At 70.8% G+C, this 20,629-nt stretch carries 18 protein-coding genes; 11 read left to right on the top strand and 7 right to left on the bottom strand.

The annotated features are described in order from the left end of the window. The first annotated feature begins 412 nt into the window (after positions 1–412). Positions 413–2,593 (top strand): SpoIIE family protein phosphatase, encoded by a 2,181-nt coding sequence (locus ABIA33_RS33175; protein WP_370086922.1) that lies wholly within the window; start codon positions 413–415, stop codon positions 2,591–2,593. A 21-nt stretch (positions 2,594–2,614) separates the two neighbouring features. Here ABIA33_RS33175 and ABIA33_RS33170 read toward each other — a convergent pair whose 3' ends face one another. After that, positions 2,615–3,358, bottom strand: a complete 744-nt coding sequence (locus ABIA33_RS33170; RefSeq protein WP_370086920.1) for a cache domain-containing protein — start codon at positions 3,356–3,358, stop codon at positions 2,615–2,617. Then, positions 3,334–4,113 carry a FadR/GntR family transcriptional regulator gene (locus ABIA33_RS33165; RefSeq protein WP_370086918.1) on the bottom strand — a complete coding sequence of 260 codons (780 nt, stop codon included), beginning with the start codon at positions 4,111–4,113 and terminating at the stop codon, positions 3,334–3,336. Before ABIA33_RS33165 ends, ABIA33_RS33170 begins: the two co-directional genes overlap by 25 nt. A gap of 142 nt (positions 4,114–4,255) precedes the next feature. On the opposite strand from ABIA33_RS33165, the gene ABIA33_RS33160 reads away from it, so the two are divergent. After that, positions 4,256–5,731 (top strand): amino acid permease, encoded by a 1,476-nt coding sequence (locus ABIA33_RS33160; protein ID WP_370086915.1) that lies wholly within the window; start codon positions 4,256–4,258, stop codon positions 5,729–5,731. Positions 5,732–5,833: 102 nt separating this feature from the next. On the opposite strand, the gene ABIA33_RS33155 is transcribed toward ABIA33_RS33160, so the two are convergent. Next, positions 5,834–6,625 (bottom strand): SDR family NAD(P)-dependent oxidoreductase, encoded by a 792-nt coding sequence (locus ABIA33_RS33155; protein ID WP_370086913.1) that lies wholly within the window; start codon positions 6,623–6,625, stop codon positions 5,834–5,836. Positions 6,626–6,673: 48 nt separating this feature from the next. Between ABIA33_RS33155 and ABIA33_RS33150 the strand changes: the two genes are divergently transcribed. From ABIA33_RS33150 to ABIA33_RS33135, 4 genes are all read left to right on the top strand, one after another. Then, positions 6,674–8,107, top strand: a complete 1,434-nt coding sequence (locus ABIA33_RS33150) for an amidase (protein ID WP_370086911.1) — start codon at positions 6,674–6,676, stop codon at positions 8,105–8,107. A gap of 5 nt (positions 8,108–8,112) precedes the next feature. After that, entirely contained in the window at positions 8,113–8,682 is a 570-nt protein-coding gene (locus tag ABIA33_RS33145) for a TetR/AcrR family transcriptional regulator (RefSeq protein ID WP_370086909.1), read from the top strand. Between the two features lie 109 nt (positions 8,683–8,791). Next, complete coding sequence (locus ABIA33_RS33140; RefSeq protein ID WP_370086907.1) at positions 8,792–9,883, top strand: PP2C family protein-serine/threonine phosphatase; 1,092 nt, start codon at positions 8,792–8,794, stop codon at positions 9,881–9,883. Between the two features lie 180 nt (positions 9,884–10,063). After that, on the top strand, positions 10,064–10,873 hold the full coding sequence (locus ABIA33_RS33135; protein ID WP_370086905.1) for a class I SAM-dependent methyltransferase: 810 nt from the start codon (positions 10,064–10,066) through the stop codon (positions 10,871–10,873). 6 nt (positions 10,874–10,879) lie between these two features. On the opposite strand, the gene ABIA33_RS33130 is transcribed toward ABIA33_RS33135, so the two are convergent. Next, positions 10,880–11,119, bottom strand: a complete 240-nt coding sequence (locus ABIA33_RS33130; protein WP_370086903.1) for a 3-deoxy-D-manno-octulosonic acid transferase — start codon at positions 11,117–11,119, stop codon at positions 10,880–10,882. 244 nt (positions 11,120–11,363) lie between these two features. On the opposite strand from ABIA33_RS33130, the gene ABIA33_RS33125 reads away from it, so the two are divergent. Beyond that, positions 11,364–11,891: a hypothetical protein gene (locus ABIA33_RS33125; RefSeq protein WP_370086901.1), complete on the top strand. Its 528-nt coding sequence runs from the start codon at positions 11,364–11,366 to the stop codon at positions 11,889–11,891. Positions 11,892–11,964: 73 nt separating this feature from the next. Here ABIA33_RS33125 and ABIA33_RS33120 read toward each other — a convergent pair whose 3' ends face one another. After that, positions 11,965–13,851 carry a putative Ig domain-containing protein gene (locus tag ABIA33_RS33120; protein ID WP_370086899.1) on the bottom strand — a complete coding sequence of 629 codons (1,887 nt, stop codon included), beginning with the start codon at positions 13,849–13,851 and terminating at the stop codon, positions 11,965–11,967. A 399-nt stretch (positions 13,852–14,250) separates the two neighbouring features. On the opposite strand from ABIA33_RS33120, the gene ABIA33_RS33115 reads away from it, so the two are divergent. After that, positions 14,251–14,829, top strand: coding sequence for a dihydrofolate reductase family protein (locus ABIA33_RS33115; protein WP_370086897.1), 579 nt, complete (start codon positions 14,251–14,253; stop codon positions 14,827–14,829). Between the two features lie 47 nt (positions 14,830–14,876). Here the strand turns inward: ABIA33_RS33115 and ABIA33_RS33110 are convergent, their stop codons facing one another. Continuing rightward, positions 14,877–15,272, bottom strand: a complete 396-nt coding sequence (locus tag ABIA33_RS33110; RefSeq protein ID WP_370086894.1) for a winged helix-turn-helix transcriptional regulator — start codon at positions 15,270–15,272, stop codon at positions 14,877–14,879. Positions 15,273–15,397: 125 nt separating this feature from the next. Here ABIA33_RS33110 and ABIA33_RS33105 point away from each other — a divergent pair, with 125 nt between their 5' ends. Next, complete coding sequence (locus ABIA33_RS33105) at positions 15,398–16,264, top strand: SDR family oxidoreductase (protein WP_370086892.1); 867 nt, start codon at positions 15,398–15,400, stop codon at positions 16,262–16,264. Between the two features lie 29 nt (positions 16,265–16,293). Beyond that, positions 16,294–18,192: a DNA helicase RecQ gene (gene recQ / locus ABIA33_RS33100; RefSeq protein ID WP_370086890.1), complete on the top strand. Its 1,899-nt coding sequence runs from the start codon at positions 16,294–16,296 to the stop codon at positions 18,190–18,192. 19 nt (positions 18,193–18,211) lie between these two features. Here recQ and ABIA33_RS33095 read toward each other — a convergent pair whose 3' ends face one another. Beyond that, positions 18,212–18,853, bottom strand: coding sequence for a histidine phosphatase family protein (locus ABIA33_RS33095; RefSeq protein ID WP_370086888.1), 642 nt, complete (start codon positions 18,851–18,853; stop codon positions 18,212–18,214). Positions 18,854–19,079: 226 nt separating this feature from the next. On the opposite strand from ABIA33_RS33095, the gene ABIA33_RS33090 reads away from it, so the two are divergent. After that, entirely contained in the window at positions 19,080–20,627 is a 1,548-nt protein-coding gene (locus ABIA33_RS33090; RefSeq protein WP_370086886.1) for a Re/Si-specific NAD(P)(+) transhydrogenase subunit alpha, read from the top strand. Positions 20,628–20,629 lie beyond the last annotated feature (2 nt).

Raw genomic sequence — 20,629 nt, 5'->3', positions numbered from 1 at the left:
CAGCCGCCTCCCGCGCAAACCGCTCATGCAGATCCACCATCGAGGCACCATCCCCCGTCCACTTCGTCTGGACCAAGGCGGCACGAACAACACGGCTCATCGGATATCTCCTCCGGAAACGCGGAACTCCGTTGACGGCTGACATTAGGAGACCGCTGCCATCAGGTGCAGTGCCACGGTGTAACGCCATGAGCATTCCGGCGTTCCGCGGCGTCACTCGAAAGAATGACGAACCCCGATGTGCGAAGAATGCTGACACGCCCGGTGACATTTGTGTTTCTTCTCCAGCCGCGACGTCACGGGCTCGTTACGCGTTTCCGCCCCCGGCGGGTGCTCCGGTCCGGCTTGATATCGAATGGCAGGAGGATCACGCTGGCAGGGGGCCATGCGAGCAGCACGGGAATGAGCCGGGATGGATGCCGACAGTAGCGACGCCCCGCACGAGTCGCCGCGCGCGATCGTGGAGTGGGCGTTCGCACAGTCGCCGGTCGCCATGGCCACCTTCGACACCGAGGTGCGATACCTCTACCTGAACGATGCCTCGTGCGAGGTGATGGGCGCCGGCAACGCCGAACTCCGCGGTCGCGACTACCTGGACACGGTGCCCGATGACCCCGCCATCCGGGGATTCCACCAGGCCCTGCGCCAGGTCGCCCGAACCGGGATCCCCGCCTGCCACGAGAGCTACACCAACGCTCCCTCCTCGATGCACGAGCACGCCTGGAACACCTGGATGTGGCCGGTCCGGGACCCCTCCGGCACCGTGTGCGCGGTCGCCATCGCGGCGTTCGACAGCACCGAGCAGCACCGGGCCCGGCAGCGGCTGGCGCTGCTCAACGAGGCCGGCGCCGGCATCGGCACCACCCTGGACGTGGTGCGGACCGCCGCCGAGCTCGCCCGGCTGGTGGTGCCCCGGTTCGCGGACCTGGTGACCGTGGACCTGCTGGAGTCCGTCCTGCACGGGGAGGAGCCCACGCTGGGCTCGGTGGACGGCACGGTGGTGCTGCGCCGGATCGCGCACGAGTCCGTGGACGCGGGTGCCCCGGAGGCCGTCGTCGAGCTGGGCGAGATCGACACCTATCCCTCGTTCGCTCCGGCGGCCCGGGCCCTGCTCACCGGTGGCACCGTCGTCAGCGGCCCGGGCGACGCGGACTTCGAGCGGTGGCTCGCCCAGGACAGCATCAGGGCCGCCACGGTCCGGCAGTACACCCTGCGCTCGATCATGGCGGTGCCGCTCCGCGCCCGGGGCGCCACGCTCGGGGTGGCCGTGTTCATCCGCCGTATGGGTCGCGATCCCTTCGAGCAGGAGGACGTGCTCCTCGCCGGGGAACTCTCCGGTCGCGCAGCCCTCTGCGTCGACAACGCCCGCCGCTACACCCGCGAGCACGCGACCGCCCTCGCCCTGCAGCAGAGCCTGCTCCCCCGGGGGCTTCCCGGGCAGGCGGGGGTCGAGGCGGCCTCCCGCTACCTGCCCGCCGACCCGAGCGCCGGGGTGGGCGGCGACTGGTTCGACGTGATCCCGCTGTCGGGCACCCGAGTCGCCCTGGTGGTCGGCGACGTGGTCGGTCACGGCATCCACGCCTGCGCCACGATGGGACGCCTGCGCACGGCGGTGCGTACGCTGGCCGACCTCGACCTGCCGCCCGACGAACTCCTCACCCACCTCGACGACCTGGTCGCCCACCTCGGCTTCGAGGAGGACCGCACCGGAAGCAGAGACAGCGAGGAGCGGGGCGGGGCGGAGCGCGGCGGTGACGGATTCGGCCAGGCGACGCACGGCAACGAGCAGGGCGACCAGGAGCGCGGCAGTGGGGACCTGGGCGCGACCTGCCTGTATGCCGTCTACGACCCCGTCTCCCGGCGCTGTGTCCTCGCCAGCGCCGGCCATCCGGCTCCGCTGGTCGTCAACCCGGGCGGCACGGCCGACCTCGTCCACGTCTCCCCCGGCCCGCCGCTGGGCGTCGGCGGGCTGCCGTTCGAGGCCACCGAGATCGAACTGCCCGAGGGCAGCCTGCTCGCCCTCTACACCGACGGCCTGGTCGAATCCCGGGCGCGGGACATCGACACCGGCGTCGAGGAGTTGCGCCGCGCCCTGAACTCTCCCTCCCCCTCCCTGGAAGAGACTTGCGACCGGATCGTCGACGCGCTGCTCACCGATCGTCCCATCGACGACGCCGCGCTGCTGCTGGCCCGCACCCGCGCACTGAACGCGGACCAGATCGCGATCCTGGACGTCCCGGCCGATCCGGCGCTGGTCACCGAGGCGCGGACCTGGGCGACGCGCCAACTCGCCGCCTGGGGGCTGGAGGAAGCCGCGTTCGTCACCGAACTGGTGGTCAGCGAGCTGGTCACCAACGCCATCCGCTACGGCCTCCCGCCCATCCAGCTCCGGCTGATCCGGGACCGCACCTTGATCTGCGAAGTCTCTGACGCCAGCAACACCGCCCCGCACCTGCGCCGCGCCCGCACCTTCGACGAGGGAGGCCGAGGCCTGCTCCTCGTCGCCCAGCTCACCCGGCGCTGGGGCACCCGCCAGACGCACCACGGCAAGACCATCTGGGCCGAGCAGTGTTCCGCCCGTCGTACGCGGTAGCCCGCCCGCGCGCTCCGATGGTCATGGTTCCGTGACCAGGACCAGCGGGATCTCTCCGCAAGGGTGCAGCAGCAGCTCGCCCCGGGCCGACGCGGCGTCGAGGTCGCGGACCAGGGAGCCGGCCAGGTGGGCCGGAGTGTTGGACGCGGCTACCCGTCCGCGCGGGTTGACCAGGTAGGCGGGGCCAGGAATGCCGGCCAGCGCGGGGCCGGCCGCGGCCTCGAAGTGGCGCAGGTAGACGTCGGCCGCGGCGACGCCGGAGAAGACACCGTCCAGACGCACCGGCACAGCGAGGGTGAGGCTGTACTCGTCGCTGCACAGGTAGTCGACGTACGGCCCCGACACCGCCCGCTCGCCGGTGTCCCGGGGCAGGGCGTACCAGTCCCAGTGGGTGTAGTCGGAGTACGCCGAGGTCGCCGGGTCGAGATCGAGCAGCATGGGCTGCACTCCGCCGCCGACGCGCGTCTGCCACCACTCCATCCAGGCCGGGACGTCGGCGAGCAGGCCCGGCGAGGCTACGAAGCCGGTGCCGGAGATCAGGCCGATGTGCCTGGCGAGTTGTCTGCGCAGCAGTGGTTGCAGCTCAGTCAGATCGCGGCTGGAGAGACGGCGGTCCCGAGCACGAGCACGAACGAGCAGTCGCGCCGCCTGCTCCCCGGTCTCCTGGGCGGTGGCGAAGACCCGCTCCAGCATCTCGCTCACCTTGGCGGCTGCCTCGGCGACGGCCCGCTCGCCCACGCTCACCGCACCTGCTCCACCGGCCATGCCTTCGCTCCCTCCATTCGGCGTTCGATCAGGTGGCGCACCTGGTCGTGGACATGGTCCTCGGCCAGGCTGCGCGCTCGGACCGCGTCACCGGCCGCGATGGCTTCGAGCAGGGCTCGATGTTGCTCGTTGGCGATGCGATGGACCTCGGCGTCCATGAACGGGAGACAGAGTAGCGGCCCGATCTCCGTCTGGAGGCGGATCTCCTCGCGGGTGAGCCGGGCGGACTGGGCGGCTGCGGCGATCTCGACGTGGAAGCGGCCGTCGATGCGAGCGCGTGTGGCGGCGTCCTCGGCGGCGGCGAAGTCCTGCAGGGAGCGATGCGGAGCGTCCAGGTCCTGGCGGTCGGCGCGCTCCGCCGCGAGGCCGGCGATGCCGCCGGCAATGGAGGCGTAGTAGTCCCCGAGGTCGCGCAGTTCCTCGGCGGTCTGCGCGTTGAGTCGCTGGGAAAGCCGGTCGTGCAGGGTGTCCGCAGGGGCGCAGACGAAGGTCCCGCCGCCACGGCCTCGGCGGGTGGCGACGAGACCCTGCTGCCGCAGCGCCATGAGTGCTTCGCGCAGCGTCACCGTGGAGATGCCCAGCAACGCAGCGAGCTCGCTCTCGCCGGGCAACTGCTCGCCGTCGGCGAGCAGACCCAGCACGATCGCGTCCCCGAGTCGGCGCGCCACCGCCTCGACCTTTGCCTCGGTGTCGAGGGGTGCGAAGACCGCGCGGCGGGCCGCACTGGAGAGTCGGTTCACGTCAGTCTCTGCCACCCCTCCGCTGAATCTGCCGCCCCCATCTCATCACAGGTTGGTTTCACAGGGCGGAAACCTTGCCATGTGAACTATGGATTCATATGTTTAGCCAGCCCCACGAGGCCCCCCACCCTCTGTTCACTCCGAAAGGCGTCCTCCGATGTCACTCGCACCGCCCGGCACCAAGGGCCAGCATCACGACCAGGACGCGGCGGACGCGGCTCAGTTGGCCGAACTCGGCTACAGCCAGAAGTTGACCCGCGCGCTCGGCCTGTGGTCCAACTTCGCCGTCGGCTTCACCTACCTGTCCCCACTGGTCGGCGTCTACTCCGTCTTCGACTACGGACTCGCCACCGGCGGCCCCTCCTTCTTCTGGACCATCCCCCTCGTGCTGGTCGGGCAGGGCCTGGTGCTGCTCGCCTTCGCCGAGGTCTCCTCGCAGTACCCGCTGGCCGGCGGCATCTACCAGTGGGCCAAGCGCCTCGTCGGCCCCAAGTACGCCTGGATGTCGGGCTGGATGTACACCTGGGCGCTGCTGGTGACGATCACCTCGGTGGCGTACCCGATCACCACCTACGCGGGCCCGCTCCTCGGTTACGCCCCCACGGACACCAACAGGATCATCACCACGGTCGTGGTGATCCTGCTCTGCGCGGTGGTGAACCTGCTCGGCGTCCGCCGGCTGGCGTTCGTGGCGAATATCGGCGTGGTCGCGGAGGTGGTCGGCACCATCGGCATAGGCTTCTACCTGCTGTTCTTCCACCACAAGCAGAGCATCACGGTCATCATGCACACCTCCGGCGCGGGAGCGACCGGCGGCTACACCGGCGCCTTCCTGGCCTCCTGCCTGTTCGCGGTGTGGATCTTCTACGGCTTCGAGGCCTGCGGCGACATCGCCGAAGAGGTCAAGGACCCCTCCCGCAAGGTGCCCCGCGCGATGGGCATGACGCTCGGGGTCGGCGCGGTCGCGACCGTGATCCTCACCCTCGGCCTGATCCTGGCAGTGCCGGACTTCGGCGCGGTCATCAGCGGCAAGTCTGCGACTCCGCTGGAGGACGTCCTGGCGGCCTCGCTGGGCAGCGTCGGCAGCAAGTTCGCCCTGGCCATGATCGTGATCGGCTTCGTCTCCTGCACCCTGGCCATCCAGGCCGCGGCCACCCGCCTCGTGTACTCCTACGCCCGCGACGGCGTGATCATCGGCCACCGGACCCTGTCCAAGTTGCATCCCACCTTCCACATGCCTCCGGCCGCCACCGCCGTCACCGCGATCATCCCGGCCGGGCTGGCCTTCCTGCCGTCCGCCACGGTCACCCGCGTCATCACCTTCTCGGTGGTCGGCATCTACGTCGGCTTCCAGTCGGTCGTCCTCGCCTCGATCATCGGCCGCGCGAAGGGTTGGAAGCCCGCGGGTACGTTCCGGCTCGGCCGCTGGGGTTGGCCTGTCAACATCGCCGGCCTGGTCTACGGGGTGACCGCGATCATCGTCCTGTCGATCAAGACCCCGCCGAACGGCACGTCGTTCTTCGAGCGGTGGCTGGTCCCGATCTCCGTCGGCATCGTCGCCGTCGTCGGTCTCGCCTACCTTGCGATCTTCCGCCCCAAGGAGCGGATCGCCGAGGAGGACCGCGCTTCCTGAGAGCTGCCTTCGGAAGCCGAACCGCGCGCGAGGACAGCGCCCCGAACCCACAGTTCGGGGCGCTGCTGTTCCAGCGCTGGAAGAAACCCGCTGGGATCTCCCTCAGCGGGTGTCCTGCTGGGCGTCGACGATCTGACGGATCGTGGGCTCGGCGCCGGAACGGCGCTGGACCTTCTCGGCGAAGCCGGGGAACTGCCCGGCGATGGCGCTGAGCACCCGCATCTCCAGCGGCGCCACGTTCACCTCGCACAGATCACGCTCGATCGCGCGGATGACGCCGGCCGCGACCTGCTGCGGGGAGACGGTGCGCATGCCGCCGGGGGGCGTGGCGCCGGTGGCGGCGAACATCCCCGCGTCCCGGACGAAACCAGGCTGGACAACGGAGACTCCCACGCCGGTGCCGTGCAGATCCTGCCGCAAGCCGAGGGCGAATCCGCGCAGCCCGAACTTGGTCGCGTTGTAGAGCGAGGAGGACCTGGTCGCGGCCTTCCCCGAGATCGAGCCGACGAACGCGATGTGGCCGCGGCCCGCGCCGACCATGGTCGGGGCGAGGAGACGCGCCAGCATGACGGGCGCTCGGAGATTGACCGTCAGGGCACGGTCGACCTGCTCGGGCGTGTAGTCGAGAAGGTCACCGCTGGAGGGCAGCGCGGCGTTGGCGATGAGGATGTCGGCGTCGGCGCACTCCTCGGCGAGACGCTCGACCTGCGCCGGTTCGGCCAAGTCAGCGACGACCGTACGGGCGCCGAACTCCGCCGCGACCGCCTCCAGCGCATCGGCCCGGCGCCCGGTGAGTACCAACTTCGCTCCCTTGCGGGCGAGTTCGCTGGCGAGAGTGCGGCCGATCCCACCGGTGACTCCGGTGAGCAGCACAGTTGATCCGGCGATGCGCATATGGGTACTCTCCGATCTGTTCGTTCGAACGAACAATAGAGAGGGAGGATGGCCGTGTCCACAGCCGACCCCACCGGGCTCACCGGGCAGTCCCGCATGCTGACGGAGGGCCAGGTGACGTCCGTGGCCCTGGTGCAGGCGGCCCTCGATCGGATCGAGGCCACCCAGGGCACCCTCAACGCCTTCCGCTGGGTACGGGGCGAGGCCGCGCTGCATGAGGCCGAGGACGCGGACCGGCGGCTCGCCGCCGGGGAGCGGCTGCCGCTGCTCGGCGTGCCGATCGCGGTCAAGGACGACACCGACGTCGCCGGACTGCCGACCCTGTTCGGTTGCCGCGGCGAGGCCGCTCCGGTGACCGCGGACGGTGAGTCGGTACGGCGCCTCCGCGCGGCCGGAGCGGTGATCGTCGGCAAGACCAACGCCTGCGAGCTGGGCCAGTGGCCGTTCACCGAGGGTCCGGCCTTCGGCGCCACCCGCAACCCCTGGCACACCGGCCACACCCCGGGCGGCTCCTCCGGCGGCTCGGCCGCCGCCGTCGCGGCCGGACTCGTACCCGCCGCCCTCGGTTCCGACGGCGCGGGATCCATTCGCATCCCCGCCGCCTGGACCCACCTCGTCGGCATCAAACCGCAGCGTGGGCGGGTCTCGCTGTACCCGTACACCGACGCCTTCAACGGGCTCACGGTCAACGGTCCGCTGGCCCGTACCGTCGCGGACGCCGCGCTGCTGCTGGACGCGGTCGCCGGGCCGCACCGGGAGGATCCGCACGGACCGCCGGCCGTCGACGCCCAGGCCGCCGCCCGCCGCGAACCGGGCCGGTTGCGCATCGCCCTGGCCTGGCGCTCCGCCTTCACCGGCACCCACAACCCGGTCCACCCCGACGTGCGCCGGGCGGTCACCGACCTCGCCGAGACACTCGCCCGCCTCGGCCACCACGTCGAGGAGGCCAGGCCCCGCTACGGTCTGATCGGTCTCAGCCTGCTGCCGCGCGGCACCGCGGGCATCGCCGAGATCGCCTCGCTGCACCCCGAGCCCGCCCTGCTCGATCCCCGTACCCGTCGCGCCGAGCGCAACGGCAGGCGACTCGGCGGCCGGGCGCTGGTGCTCGCCCGGGCACGCGAGGCCCACCAGCACCGCAGGATCGGAGCCGTCTTCAGCTCCTACGACGTCGTGCTCACCCCGACCACGGCCGCGCCGCCACCAAGGATCGGTGCCTTCGACGGGCTCAACGGCCGCCGCACCGACATGAAGATGGCCGCCGCCTGCCCGTACGCCTGGCCGTGGAACGTGCTCGGCTGGCCCGGCATCAGCGTCCCGGCCGGCTTCACCCGGGACGGGCTGCCGGTCGGCGCCCAGCTGCTCGGCCCCGCGAACAGCGAGGAACTGCTCATCTCACTCGCCGCCCAGCTCGAGGACGATCTGCGGTGGTACGAGCGACGCCCGTCCCTGACCGGTGCCCAGAGCACCCCGGTGGAACAATGACCGGCATGTCCAAGCCCGCCGACACCCGACAGAGCATCATCGACGCCGTTCTCCGCATCATCGGCCAGGACGGCGTCGCCGCGGTCACCAACCGGCGGATCGCCAAGGAGGCCGGGGTGGCCCTCGGCTCGGTCACGTACCACTTCGAGACCCAGCACGAGCTGCTGCGGGAGAGCCTGCTGCACTTCGTCGCCGAGGAGACCCGCCGCTTCACCGAGCTCGCCGACCAGTGCCAGGCCGAGGGCGTCGACCTCGACCAGGCCGCGGCGGTGGTGGGCCAGGTCGCCGGCGGTACGGCGTTCGACAGCAGGCACATCGCACCCTTCGAGCTGTACGTCCAGGCCGGGCGCGACGAGCGGCTGCGCGCCGCCGCGGCCGAGTGCTTCGGCGCGTACGACCGGCTGGCCGCCAAGATCCTCGCGGGGCTCGGCGTGCCCGATGCGGAGCGGTTCGCGAGCACCGCGGTCGCTCTCGTCTTCGGCCTGCAACTGCGCCGACTGGCGACCGGCTCCCCCGCCGGGGACCTCGTGGACGCGCTGCTGCTGCTCGCCCGCGGGGCGCACTCGGGCGACTGACCCGGCGGGCGGAGGGCCCCCGGCGGCGACCCGGGGGCAGCAAGGCGACAATGGGCAGGAGGTGCCGGGACCGGATCCGGGCCGGCATCCGGGCCGTTGTGGAGGGACCGTGACAGCCGCTTCCGAACCGCAGCTGGGACTGCCTCCGGTACGCCTGTCCCGTCGCGCCCGCGGCTTTCGTGTCGCCGCCTACGTGCTGATCGCCGGCACCGTTGTCGCCGACCTGGTGACCGGGCCGCGTTCGACGCTCTCCCCGGTGCTCGCCGCCGTCCCGGTACTCGCGAGCACCGGGACCCGCAGGGCACTCGTCCCGTTGCTGTGCGGCCTGCTCGCCGTACTGGGCGTCGGCGCCCTGGCACTCAGCAATCCCGGGGTCCCGCTGGTCGTGCATGTCACCTCCGCGGCAACAGTCCTCGCCGTCACCTTCACCAGCGTCGCAGCCGTCGTGCTGGTGGCGTCCCGCGAGCGGGAACTCGCTCAGGTGCGCAGCGTGTCGGAGGCAGCGCAGAGGGCACTGCTGCGCCCTGTGCCGCTGCGGATCGGGTCTCTGCGGATCGCGGTGCGCTATCTGGCCGCCGAGGCCGAGGCCCGGATCGGCGGTGACCTGTACGAGGTGATCCCCACGCCGTACGGCACCCGGCTGATCCTGGGCGACGTGCGCGGCAAGGGACTGCAGGCCGTGGAGACCGCAGCCGACGTGCTCGGGGTGTTCCGGGACGCGGCTCGCGCGGAACCGGACCTCGCCCGGGTGGCCGCACGCCTGGACGCCGCGCTGGCACGACGCCCGGCGAGCGAGGAGTTCGTGACGGCGATCATGCTGAGCGTGCCGGACGCGGGCCGCTCCGTCCGGATGGTCAACTGCGGTCACCCGGACGCCCTGCTGCTTCATGACGGCACCGTGGCCTGGGCGGAGCCACCCGTCCGGCTGCCGCCGCTGGCGATGGGGGCCCTGCTGGACGCCGCGTACCAGGACAGCGCCGTCGACTTCGGAGCGGGCGACACCCTCCTGCTCTACACCGACGGGGTGTCCGAGGCCAGGGACCGGACCGGCGAGTTCTACCCACTGGCCCAACGCCTGGAACGGATGCGCGAGCAGGATCCGCAGGCACTGCTGGACCAGCTCGTCACGGACCTCAAGGCGTACGTCCCGGACGGCCTGACCGACGACACCGCCCTGCTGGCTCTGCACCGCGGCGACTGACCGGCGACCGACACCGCTGCGGCGCCGCTGCGGGGCCGCTGCGGGGCTTCTGCGCGAACTCGCGCGGCTCGCCGAACGGATAGCAGCCGACGCCGGATTCGACGACCATCATCAGGGGCCGGCCTTCACACCGTCAGGGCCCGAGGGATCCGGACAGCGTGACAGGAGACTGAGACTGCGATGACGACCACCGACACGCCGCACTACAGCTTCGACACCGGCTCCGAGCATGCCGCCACCCAGATGAGCTACCTGTCCGAGATCCTCGACGGGACGACCCGGCGGCATCTGCGGCAGGCCGGAGAGCTCGCGGGCGCGCGGTGCCTGGACATCGGTGCGGGGGCCGGGAGCGTCTCCGCCTGGCTGGCGCAGGCCGTCGGGCCGGACGGCCACGTCACCGCCACCGACCTCGATCCGCGCCACCTGGACCACCTCAGGAGCACAGCCACCGTTCTGCGTCACGACGTTCGGACCGACCCGCTGCCAGACGCCTCCTTCGATCTGATCCACGCCCGGCTGGTGCTGATGCACCTTCCGGAACGAGTCGGCGTTCTACAGAAACTGGTCCGCGCGCTGCGGCCCGGCGGAAGGCTCGTCCTGACCGAGTGGCAGTGCGCCGTCGACGGGCTGGTGCTCCAGTCTCCCGGCCCGGACCAGACGGCCCTGTTCACCCGCCACGCCACCGCGCTCCTGCGACATGTGGCAGGCAACGGCGCCGACTTCGGCTGGGCCACGCGCGTCCTGGCGACCATGCACAGCGCCGGGCTCACCGAACTGGTCACGCACACCGACGCCAGGTCCTGGCCCGGTGGCACCGCCGGGGCCATGCTGCACCACTGCAACAGCTACCACCTCGCCCCCGGCCTGCTCGCCGCCGGGCTCACGAAGAGCGACCTGGAGGGCGTGCGGCCGCTCCTGACGAATCCGGACTTCGTCATCAACGGCTGGCTCACGCACACCACGATCGGCCGAGCCGCTCCCGAACTCTAGCCCGCACTAGCCCGAGTGCTTTCCCGGATTCAGGATCTCGTCCAGCACGTCCCGGACCACGGCGAAGCTCGCCGCCTGGACCGCGGCCGAGGTCCGCGCCACCACGAGGGCCGCCTGGTCGGCGTCCGGGTTCTCGCGTGCGGACGCCGCCAGCTTGACGCTGTCGCTGATGTTCCTCTCCGCCTCGCTGTTCGCCCAGTCGCGGGCCCTGCGCATGCGCACCAGCAGTTCGTCTGCGTCGACCATGCTCGGACCGTATCGACGGATCCGCCGGAGGCGCCCACGACACTCGGAAGCCGAACGAGGACGCCCCTGCTGGGCTACACAACGCCGCCGGCCGCCGACAGGACCGTTGCACGATCCGGCGCCTCGATAGCCCAGTGATACTGAGAAGTGACGATCAGTCACAGCATCATCACATCGTCACATCAGCTTCACAAGTCTGGAAACCTGGCGGCCCCACCCACTCTCGTTGCCAGGGAGCCACCTCGTGACCACACCCCCTTGGGGCCAGCCCATGCAGCCGCCCGCGCCCCGAGGCATGTCGAACCGCATGAAGGGCTGCACAGGCTGCGCCGGCGTGTTCGTCTTCGTGATCGTGTTCTTGGGCGTGCTCGGCGCGATCCTCGGACCGCAGAAGGGGACCAACACGGCAGCGACCGCTCCCGTAGCCTCGGCGAGTAGCAGCTCGACCACAGCCGCACCCAGCAGCGCACCACCTACCATCCCGAGCGCGGCACCCAGCACCATCCCCACTACCGTCGCCGCCCCTACCGCGGCCCCGACGAGTGCTGCCGCAAAGGCACCCACCAAAGCGGCGGCTCCTCCGACCAGCGCCCCGAGGGCCACCACGCCCGCAGCGGAGACGAAGCCCGCGGTGATCCTCTCCCCGAGCGGCAACTACTACCGCGCGGGCGAGTTCTGCCCCGAGGCCGACGCGGGGCTGTCTACCGTCGACGCGCACGGCAACGTCATCACATGCGGGATCGTGTCCGGCCGCTACCACTGGCACTACTGAGACGTGCAGCGCGCCCCCTCCCCCGTGGAGTTCGGGGAAGCGGGCGCGCTGGTCTACTGCTGCCGTGCAGGCGTCAGGAGACGGTGACGTCGTCGTAGTAGGTGTACGTCGGGTCGCCGGGGTAGTTGTCGTCCTTGTTGGTCAGGGTGAGGGTGTAGGAGTGGCCTGCGGTGATGGTGGCGGTCTTGGTGATCCAGCCGGAGGAGGAGACGCAGGTCTTGGCCAGGACCGTGGCGGTGGTGCCGGTGGTGTTGTCCTTCAGCGTGGCGGTGGCCCAGTCGTAGGTGACGGTGTCCGGGCAGGTCACGTTGTAGGCGAAGGACAGGTGGCTGCTGCCGCTCGGTGCGGTGAAGGTCTGCACCGCCGAGGAGGTGTTGCTCGGGCTGGTCGAGCCGAGCATCGCGCCGTAGCTGCCGCTGTGCTTGGCGGCCGCGGTGACGGCGGCGATGCCGCTGGTCGTCCAGCCGGAGAAGCTACCGGTCTCGAAGCCGCCGTTGGTGACGCCGCCACCACCGCCGGAGGTGGACACGGTCCAGCTGAAGGATGCGCTGCCGGAGGCGCTGGTGGTGTCCTTGGCGGTCACCGTCACCGAGGAGGTGCCAGTGGTCGTGACCGTGCCGGTGATCAGGCCGGTGGAGGAGTTGATGGACAGGCCCGCCGGGAGGCCGGTGGCCGAGTAGGTCAGCGTGGAGCTGCCCGAGTCGCTCGCGTGGATCTGCAGCGAGACCGCGGTGTTGACGGTGCTGCTCTGGCTGCCCGGGTTGGTGACGGTGACCGTGTTACCGGTGCTGCCGCCGACGATGGGGTGCGTGATGGCGCAGGCGTTGGTGTCGTTGGACCAGCTGGCCTGCTCGGCGAAGGTGCCGGTGCCCATGGTGACGTTGGCCGCTCCGCCGGCGGTACCGGGCGACAGCCAGGCGCACTCGTCGGAGTTCTCCTGGCCGTTGAAGGAGCTGCCGGAGACGTGGTTGGTCCAGCCGCCGGCCGGGTTCTGGTCGGACATCATCTCGTGCCACTCGTGGCCGAGCGTCATGGTCCAGCCGTCGAGGGTTCCGGGCGAGTTGATGAAGCCCACGCCGCAGCCCGCGCCCGAGTCCATGTTGTACGGCTGGTTGCTGAACGCGACGTCGCCGTAGGGCGAGCTCACCGCGCCGCCGGTCAGCGTGCTGTCACCGTTGTAGTCGTGCCAGGCGCAGTACTGGCCCTGGTAGCTGTCCGGGTTGGTGCCGGTCGGCGACAGGATCACGTAGTAGGCGTCGCGGTTGGCCGCGGCCGTGGTGTTGCCGAAGTGGCCTGCGGCGTTGACGGCCTCCTGGCCGAGCTGGTGCCCGCTCGCGGTGCCGGGGGACGCAGCCGCGTTGTCGTACCACACGCCGGCGAGCACGCCGCCGCTCTGGTACGGAATGAAGTTGGCGTTCGAGGGGCAGCTGGTCGCGCCGGTGGAGACGTTCGGGCCGTCGCACCACTGGGTCAGGTCGGCGGACCACAGTTCGTTGCCGGTGCCGATGCCCTTGAACATCTGCTGCGCGACGCCGGCGGCGCCGTCCGGGTCGCCCGAGAACTGCGCGTTCCCGTTGCCGTCGGTGCTCTGCGAACCCCACTGGTTGCCATAGAAGACCAGGTAGACCTTGGAGTGGCCGCTCTGGACGCCGATGCCGTCGATGGCGCCGCCGTAGGACAGCGTCTCCGGTCCGGTCGCGACGTTGGGCGTCCGCTGGGCGGCCGCCCACGACTTCATCTTCGCGTCGCCCTGGAGCGTCGGCACCACGCCGTGCCGGTAGGCGTGCTGGTTCGCGGGGCTGTAGGGGTTCGCGACGGGGCTGCTCTGCGAATGCTGAGCGGCCGTCGCCTGCGGTGCGGCGAAGGCGAAGGCCCCGGCCATGAGCGTGGCGACGGAAAGGGCCGCGGCCGCGGCCCTTCTGAGTCCACGCCGGGGCGCGGTGGGGAGTGAGGTGTGCAACGAACGGCCCTCCTGGGGAGTGGGGGACGGCTCTCGGACCTGCCTTCGTGGGGCGTCCGGATCTCTCGTGCCGCCCTGGGTAGGGAGAACTCGCGCACGTGCTGCTGTCGCCTGCTCGGCCCGATGGCAGCCAACTGAAGTGACGGCGCTTCGGGTTTTGCCGATCAGAGCAGGTCGGTGTGGGGGAAGGGGAGCCGCCATGGCCATGACACGGGCCTAGGCAAGTCACCCCGGAGAGTGGTGTCTGGTGGCACGAAGATAGCGGCAGGTTCGCCACCCCACAAGGCCCCTCCGACTTCCCTCCTCGAGTTCGGCGACTGCGCGCTCGCCCACGGCGCGCGGATGCCGGATCCTGGTCGGTGCGACCCCGACCCCCGGACGACTTCGGCGAGGAGCTCGATGAGAAAGATCATCTTGATGATGTCGGTGTCCCTCGACGGCTTCATCGAGGGCCCCGAACGTCAGATCGACTGGCACCTGGTCGACGACGAACTGCACAGCCACTTCAACGCGCAGCTCAGGACGATGGGGGCCTTCCTGAGCGGACGAGTCACCCATCAACTCATGGCCGGGTTCTGGCCCACCGCCGACGCCGACCCGTCAATTACCGGCCCTGTGGCGGAGTTTGCCGCGATCTGGCGGGACACGCCCAAGATCGTGTTCTCCAGGACCCTGGAGCGGGCGGACTGGAACACCACGGTCATGCCTGACGTCGTCGTCGAGGAGATCATGGCGCTCAAGGCGCAGCCCGGCGGAGACCTGGCCCTCGGCGGCGCCGACCTCGCCGCGGCCTTCAGGGAGCACGACCTGATCGACGAGTACCGCATCTACATCCATCCGGTCCTCATCGGACGGGGCAAACCGCTGTTCCAGCCGTCGGACACCAAGCGGGATCTCCGGCTCGCCGAGACCCGGACCTTCGGCAACGGGGTCGTCCTGCTCCGCTACCGCGCCGGCGCCGACACCGACAGGCGATAGACGGTTCGCCCAAGGTCGTCGGCCGACCGCCCGTGACCGGCCGGTCCCTACGCCGCGCCGTCGCGGAGCTCGTGGGCCTGGAGGATCTCGGGCATCCGCAGCTGGACCCAGGACACCAGCCCGGTGACCAGCTCGGCGGCTTCCCGGCCGTGCTCGGTGAGGCTGTACTCCACGCGTGGCGGGACCTCCGGATACGCCCGGCGCAGCACCAAGCCGTCGCGCTCCAGGGTCTGCAGGGTCTGCGCGAGCATCTTTTCGCTCACACCGTCCATCCGGCGCCGGAGCTCGCTGAACCGGTAGGTGCGTTCGCGCAGTGCCGCCAGCGCGAGCACGCCCCAGCGGCTGGTGACATGCTCCAGCACGAGCCGGGCCGGGCACATGCGGTCGTACACGTCGAACGCGGCGCCCTCGAACAGGGGCTTGACCTGTTTGCTCACTGCCATGGCAGTAGCTTACTCGAAAGTTGGTACTTCCGATTCCACAGCGCTCTTCCTAGTCTGGGCGAGGCGTGTCCGTGATGGGCACACGCGCCGCAGTATCTCCGCATCTGTACTGATTGGACGTCACCGTGACCATCCTCGTCACCGCTGCCACCGGGCAGCTCGGCCGCCTCGTCGTCGAGAGCCTGCTGAAGAAGGTCCCCGCCGAGCAGATCGCGGTAGCCGTGCGCAGCCCGGAGAAGGCCGCCGACCTCGCCGCGCTGGGCGTACAGGTGCGCCAGGCGGACTACGCCAAGCCCGAGACCCTCGGTGCCGCTCTGGCCGGCGTGGACAAGGTTCTGCTGATCTCCGGTACGGACATGGGCGAACGGGTCGGGCAGCACCAGGCCGTGATCGACGCCGCCAAGGAGGCCGGGGTCAGCCTGCTCGCCTACACGAGCGTGCTCGGTGGCGACGACGCGACCTTCGCCCTCGCCGACGACCACAAGGCCACCGAGGCTGCCGTCCGCGCCTCGGGCATCCCCTTCGTACTGCTGCGCCACGGCTGGTACACCGAGAACTACACCGCACAGTTGGGCACCTTCCTGGAGCACGGCGCTGTGGTGGGCAGCAGCGGCGACGGCAGGGTCGCCTCGGCCACCCGTCAGGACTTCGCCGAGGCGGCAGCCGCGGTGCTGGCCGGCGAAGGCCACGCGAACACGGTGTACGAGCTGAGCGGCGACACCGCCTGGAGCTTCTCGGAGTTCGCCGCTGCGGTGAGCGCGCAGGCCGGCAAGCCGGTCGTCTACCAGGACCTGGCTCCTGGCGACCACCTGCAGGTCCTGCTCGGCGCAGGCCTGCCGGCGCCCCTCGCCGAGGTCCTGGTGGACGTGGACGCCGGCATCGGCCGGGGTGACCTGGCCCACACCCCTGGGGACCTGTCCCGGCTCATCGGCCGCCCCACGACCCCCCTGGCTGACAGCATCACGTCCGCACTGCACGAGAACGCGCAATAGAGCCGACGCGGGGCTCGTAGAATCGGCGGATGAGCGCTCCGAACGTCGCCGCATCCGCCCCAGCGACCGAGGACGGTGGGGCGGACAGCGAGGCGCTGCAAGTCCTGCGCCGGATCTTCGGCTACGACGCCTTCCGCGGCAGCCAGCAGGAGGTCGTCGAGCATGTGATCGGCGGCGGGGACGCGCTGGTGCTGATGCCGACCGGTGGCGGGAAGTCGCTCTGCTACCAGATCCCCGCGCTGGTGCGGTCGGGCGTCGGTGTGGTGATCTCGCCGCTGATCGCGCTCATGCAGGACCAGGTGGACGCCCTGCGGGCGCTCGGGGTGCGGGCCGGATTCCTCAACTCCTCGCAGAGTCTGGACGAACGGCAGCTGGTGGAGGCCGAGTTCGCCGCGGGCGAGCTGGACCTGCTCTACCTGGCCCCCGAGCGCCTGCGGGTGGAGGCGACCGTCCGGCTGCTGAAGCGCGGCACGATCTCGCTGTTCGCGATCGACGAGGCGCACTGCGTCGCGCAGTGGGGCCACGATTTCCGGCCGGACTACCTGGCCCTGTCGGCGCTGCACGAGCACTGGCCCGAGGTCCCGCGAATCGCGCTGACCGCGACCGCCACCGAGGCCACCCACGCCGAGATCACCTCGCGGCTTGCCCTGGCAGACGCGCGCCACTTTGTGGCCAGCTTCGACCGGCCCAACATCCAGTACCGGATCGCGCCGAAGGACGAACCCAGGAAGCAGCTGCTGCACCTGCTGCGCACCGAGCACCAGGGCGACGCCGGGATCGTCTACTGCCTGTCCCGGGCCTCGGTGGAGAAGACCGCCGCGTACCTGGTCGAGCGCGGCGTGGAGGCGCTGCCCTACCACGCCGGGCTCGATTCGCGGGTCCGGTCGGAGAACCAGTCACGGTTCCTGCGCGAGGAGGGCCTGGTGATGGTCGCCACCATCGCCTTCGGCATGGGCATCGACAAGCCCGACGTGCGCTTCGTCGCGCATCTGGACCTGCCCAAGTCGGTCGAGGGCTACTACCAGGAGACCGGCCGGGCCGGCCGCGACGGGCTGCCCTCCACGGCCTGGCTGGCCTACGGGTTCCAGGACGTGGTCCAGCAGCGCAAGATGATCGAGACCTCGGAGGGCGACCAGGCCCACCGCCGCCGGCTGGCCGCCCACGTGGACGCGATGCTCGCGCTGTGCGAGACCGTCGAGTGCCGCCGGGTCCAACTCCTCGACTACTTCGGGCAGAAGAGCGAGCCCTGCGGCAACTGCGACACCTGCCTGGTCCCGCCGTCGTCCTGGGACGGCACGGTCGCGGCGCAGAAATTCCTGTCCACGGTGGTGCGCCTGCAGCGCGAGCGGGGCCAGAAGTTCGGCGCCACCCAGATCACCGACATCCTGATGGGCCGCAAGACCGCGAAGGTGATCCAGTTCGACCACGACGCGCTGAGCGTCTTCGGGGTGGGTGCCGAGCTGTCGGAGGCCGAATGGCGTTCGGTGGCACGGCAGTTGCTGGCCCAGCGGCTGGTCGCGGTCGAGGGCGAGTACGGGACCCTGGTCCTCACTGAGGACAGCGGCGATGTGCTCGGCGGACGGCGATCGGTCGCCCTGCGGCGCGATCCGGAGAAGGCGGCCCGCGCCGCGCGGCCTGCCAAGGCGAGCGGCGGCACCGGCCGGAAGGCCGCCCCGGCCGACCTGCCCGCCGAGCTGCTGCCGGTCTTCGACCGCCTGCGCGCCTGGCGCGCCGCCACCGCCAAGGAGCAGGGCGTGCCCGCCTACGTCGTCTTCCACGACGCGACACTGCGCGAGATCGCCGCGACCGCCCCGACCACCCTGGCCGAACTCGCCTCGGTCAGCGGCGTCGGGGAGAACAAGCTCGCCACCTACGGCGAGCAGATCCTCGAGCTGCTCGCCACCCCGCCGGCCGAACCCGCGGGCTGACCCTGAGCGCTGGGTACCCTCACCGGTAGGTGAGCAGTGCCCTCCGGTCGTCGCCGGACTCGAAGTGCGCGTGGTCGTTGAAGGTCAGCAGCCGCGTACCGCCGCGCCCGTGCACCAGCTTGGTGATCGAGGCGTTCACCACCATGCGGTTGAGGGCGACGAATCCGGCGCCCTCCGGGTCGATCAGACTCGCGCAGATCGCGGCGATGATCCCGGCCGAGGTGAACACCAGCGCCGCCTCGCCGGCGCCGAGCCCGTCGGCGGTCTCCCGGAGCGCGGCCAGGGCTCCGTCACGGAAGGCCGTCCAGGCCCCGGTGGCGTCCGCGTCGGCGGTCCACCGGTGCAGGGCGGCGTCCAGGATCTGCTGCACGGAAGCGTCCCGGGAGAGTGGGTGACCCTGGAGGAGTTCCATGTGGTCGTACTCGTTCCAGCGTGGATCCTGGACCGGCGCCAGGTCGATGCCCGCCGCGGCGACGGCCTCTGCGGCGGTGTCCCGCTGCCGGTTCAGCGTTCCGGACCGGACAGCCGCGACTTTGACCTGCCTGGCGAGCAGTTCGACGCCGAGGAGGCGCGACTGCTCGCGTCCGGTACTGCTGAGCGCGTCGTAGTCGACGGCGTCGGCGGAAGCCTGGCCGTGGCGGAGCAGATAGACGACGGGCATGGCATCAGCCCATTCCGATGGGGCCGCGGCGGCGGCTTTTGCAGTGGTCGACGAACATCCCGACGTTAGACCGCTGCCGGGAGTGACTGGGACCGGGGGTCCGGGCTGAAGGGAGAGATCATCTCATTTCGGAAGAGGGCGCGCCGATCGCCGCAGTTCGGGTATGACCTTCAGGCGAGCTCAACTCCTCCGGAGAACGGCGATCGACAGAAGTGAGGTCTCGACGATGGTTCAGCGAGTCGGTGTGGTCGCGGAGTCGACAGCGGGCGAGACCCGGGTGGCGGCGACCCCGACAACCGTGGGTCAGCTGGTGGGCCTCGGTTTTGAGGTCGTGGTCGAATCCGGAGCCGGCCTGAGGTCGAGCTTCGCCGACCGGGCCTATGCCGAGGCCGGGGCGGGCATCGGCGGCCACGACGACAGCTGGCAGTGCGACGTCGTCCTCAAGGTCAATCCTCCGTCGACGGCCGAGATCGACGAGCTGCGCGACGGTGCGACGCTGATCGGCCTGATCGGTCCGGCGTTGAACCCCGAGCTGGTCGACGCGCTGGCGCGGCGGCCGATCACAGTGCTGGCGATGGACGCGGTGCCACGCATCTCCCGGGCACAGTCGCTGGACGTGTTGAGCTCGATGGCCAACATCGCCGGTTACCGGGCGGTGGTCGAGGCGGCGCACGCCTTCGGCAGATTCTTCACCGGGCAGGTGACGGCTGCGGGCAAGGTGCCGCCGGCCAAGGTGCTGGTGGCCGGCGCGGGGGTGGCCGGGCTCGCGGCGATCGGCGCGGCCAACAGCCTGGGTGCGATCGTGCGGGCCACGGACCCGCGTCCTGAGGTCGCCGACCAGGTGCGCTCGCTGGGCGGCGAGTTCCTCGCGGTCGAGGTCGGGCAGGAGGCGAGCACGGACGGCTATGCCCGGGCGACCTCCGCCGACTACGACCGCCGAGCCGCCGAGATCTACGCCGAGCAGGCCGCCGACGTGGACATCATCATCACCACCGCGCTCATCCCCGGCCGGCCCGCACCCAGGCTGATCTCCGCGGAGAACGTGGCGACCATGCGGTCGGGCAGCGTCATCGTCGACATGGCCGCGGCGCAGGGCGGCAACGTGGAAGGCTCGGTCGCCGGCGAGGTGGTCGTCACCGACAACGGCGTGACGATCATCGGCTACACCGACCTGTCCGGGCGGCTGCCCACCCAGGCGTCCCAGCTCTACGGAACCAACCTGGTCAACCTCATGAAGCTGCTGGCGCCGGGCAAGGACGGACAGCTCGTCCTCGACCTCGACGACGTGGTGCAGCGCTCGATGACCGTGGTGCACAACGGCGAGAAGACCTGGCCACCACCCCCCGTCCAGGTGTCCGCGGCGCCACCCGTCACCGCACCCGCCGCCGCGCCCGCCGCACCGACCGCGGTCGCGGAGAAGCCGTCCGCGCGACCCAGCCGCAGGTACGCGCTCGTGGGCACCGCCTCGGCGGCCTTCTTCCTGGTGACCGCTTTCGCGCCGACCCAGCTCATCGGCAACTTCACCGTGTTCGTCCTCGCGATCGTGATCGGCTACTACGTCATCGGCCACGTCCACCACTCGCTGCACACGCCGCTGATGTCGGTCACGAACGCGATCTCCGGGATCGTCGTCGTCGGCGCCCTGCTGCAGATCGGGCACGCGCACACCGCCGTGACCGTGCTGTCGTTCGCGGCGATCCTGCTGGCGAGCATCAACATCTTCGGCGGATTCGCCGTCACCCGACGCATGCTGCGCATGTTCTCGAAGGGCTGAGC

It is taken from the genome of Streptacidiphilus sp. MAP12-16, assembly GCF_041262165.1.
GTDB lineage: Bacteria > Actinomycetota > Actinomycetes > Streptomycetales > Streptomycetaceae > Streptacidiphilus.
Note: the sequence above shows the minus strand (reverse complement) of the source record. Positions and strands in the feature narration are given on the sequence as shown.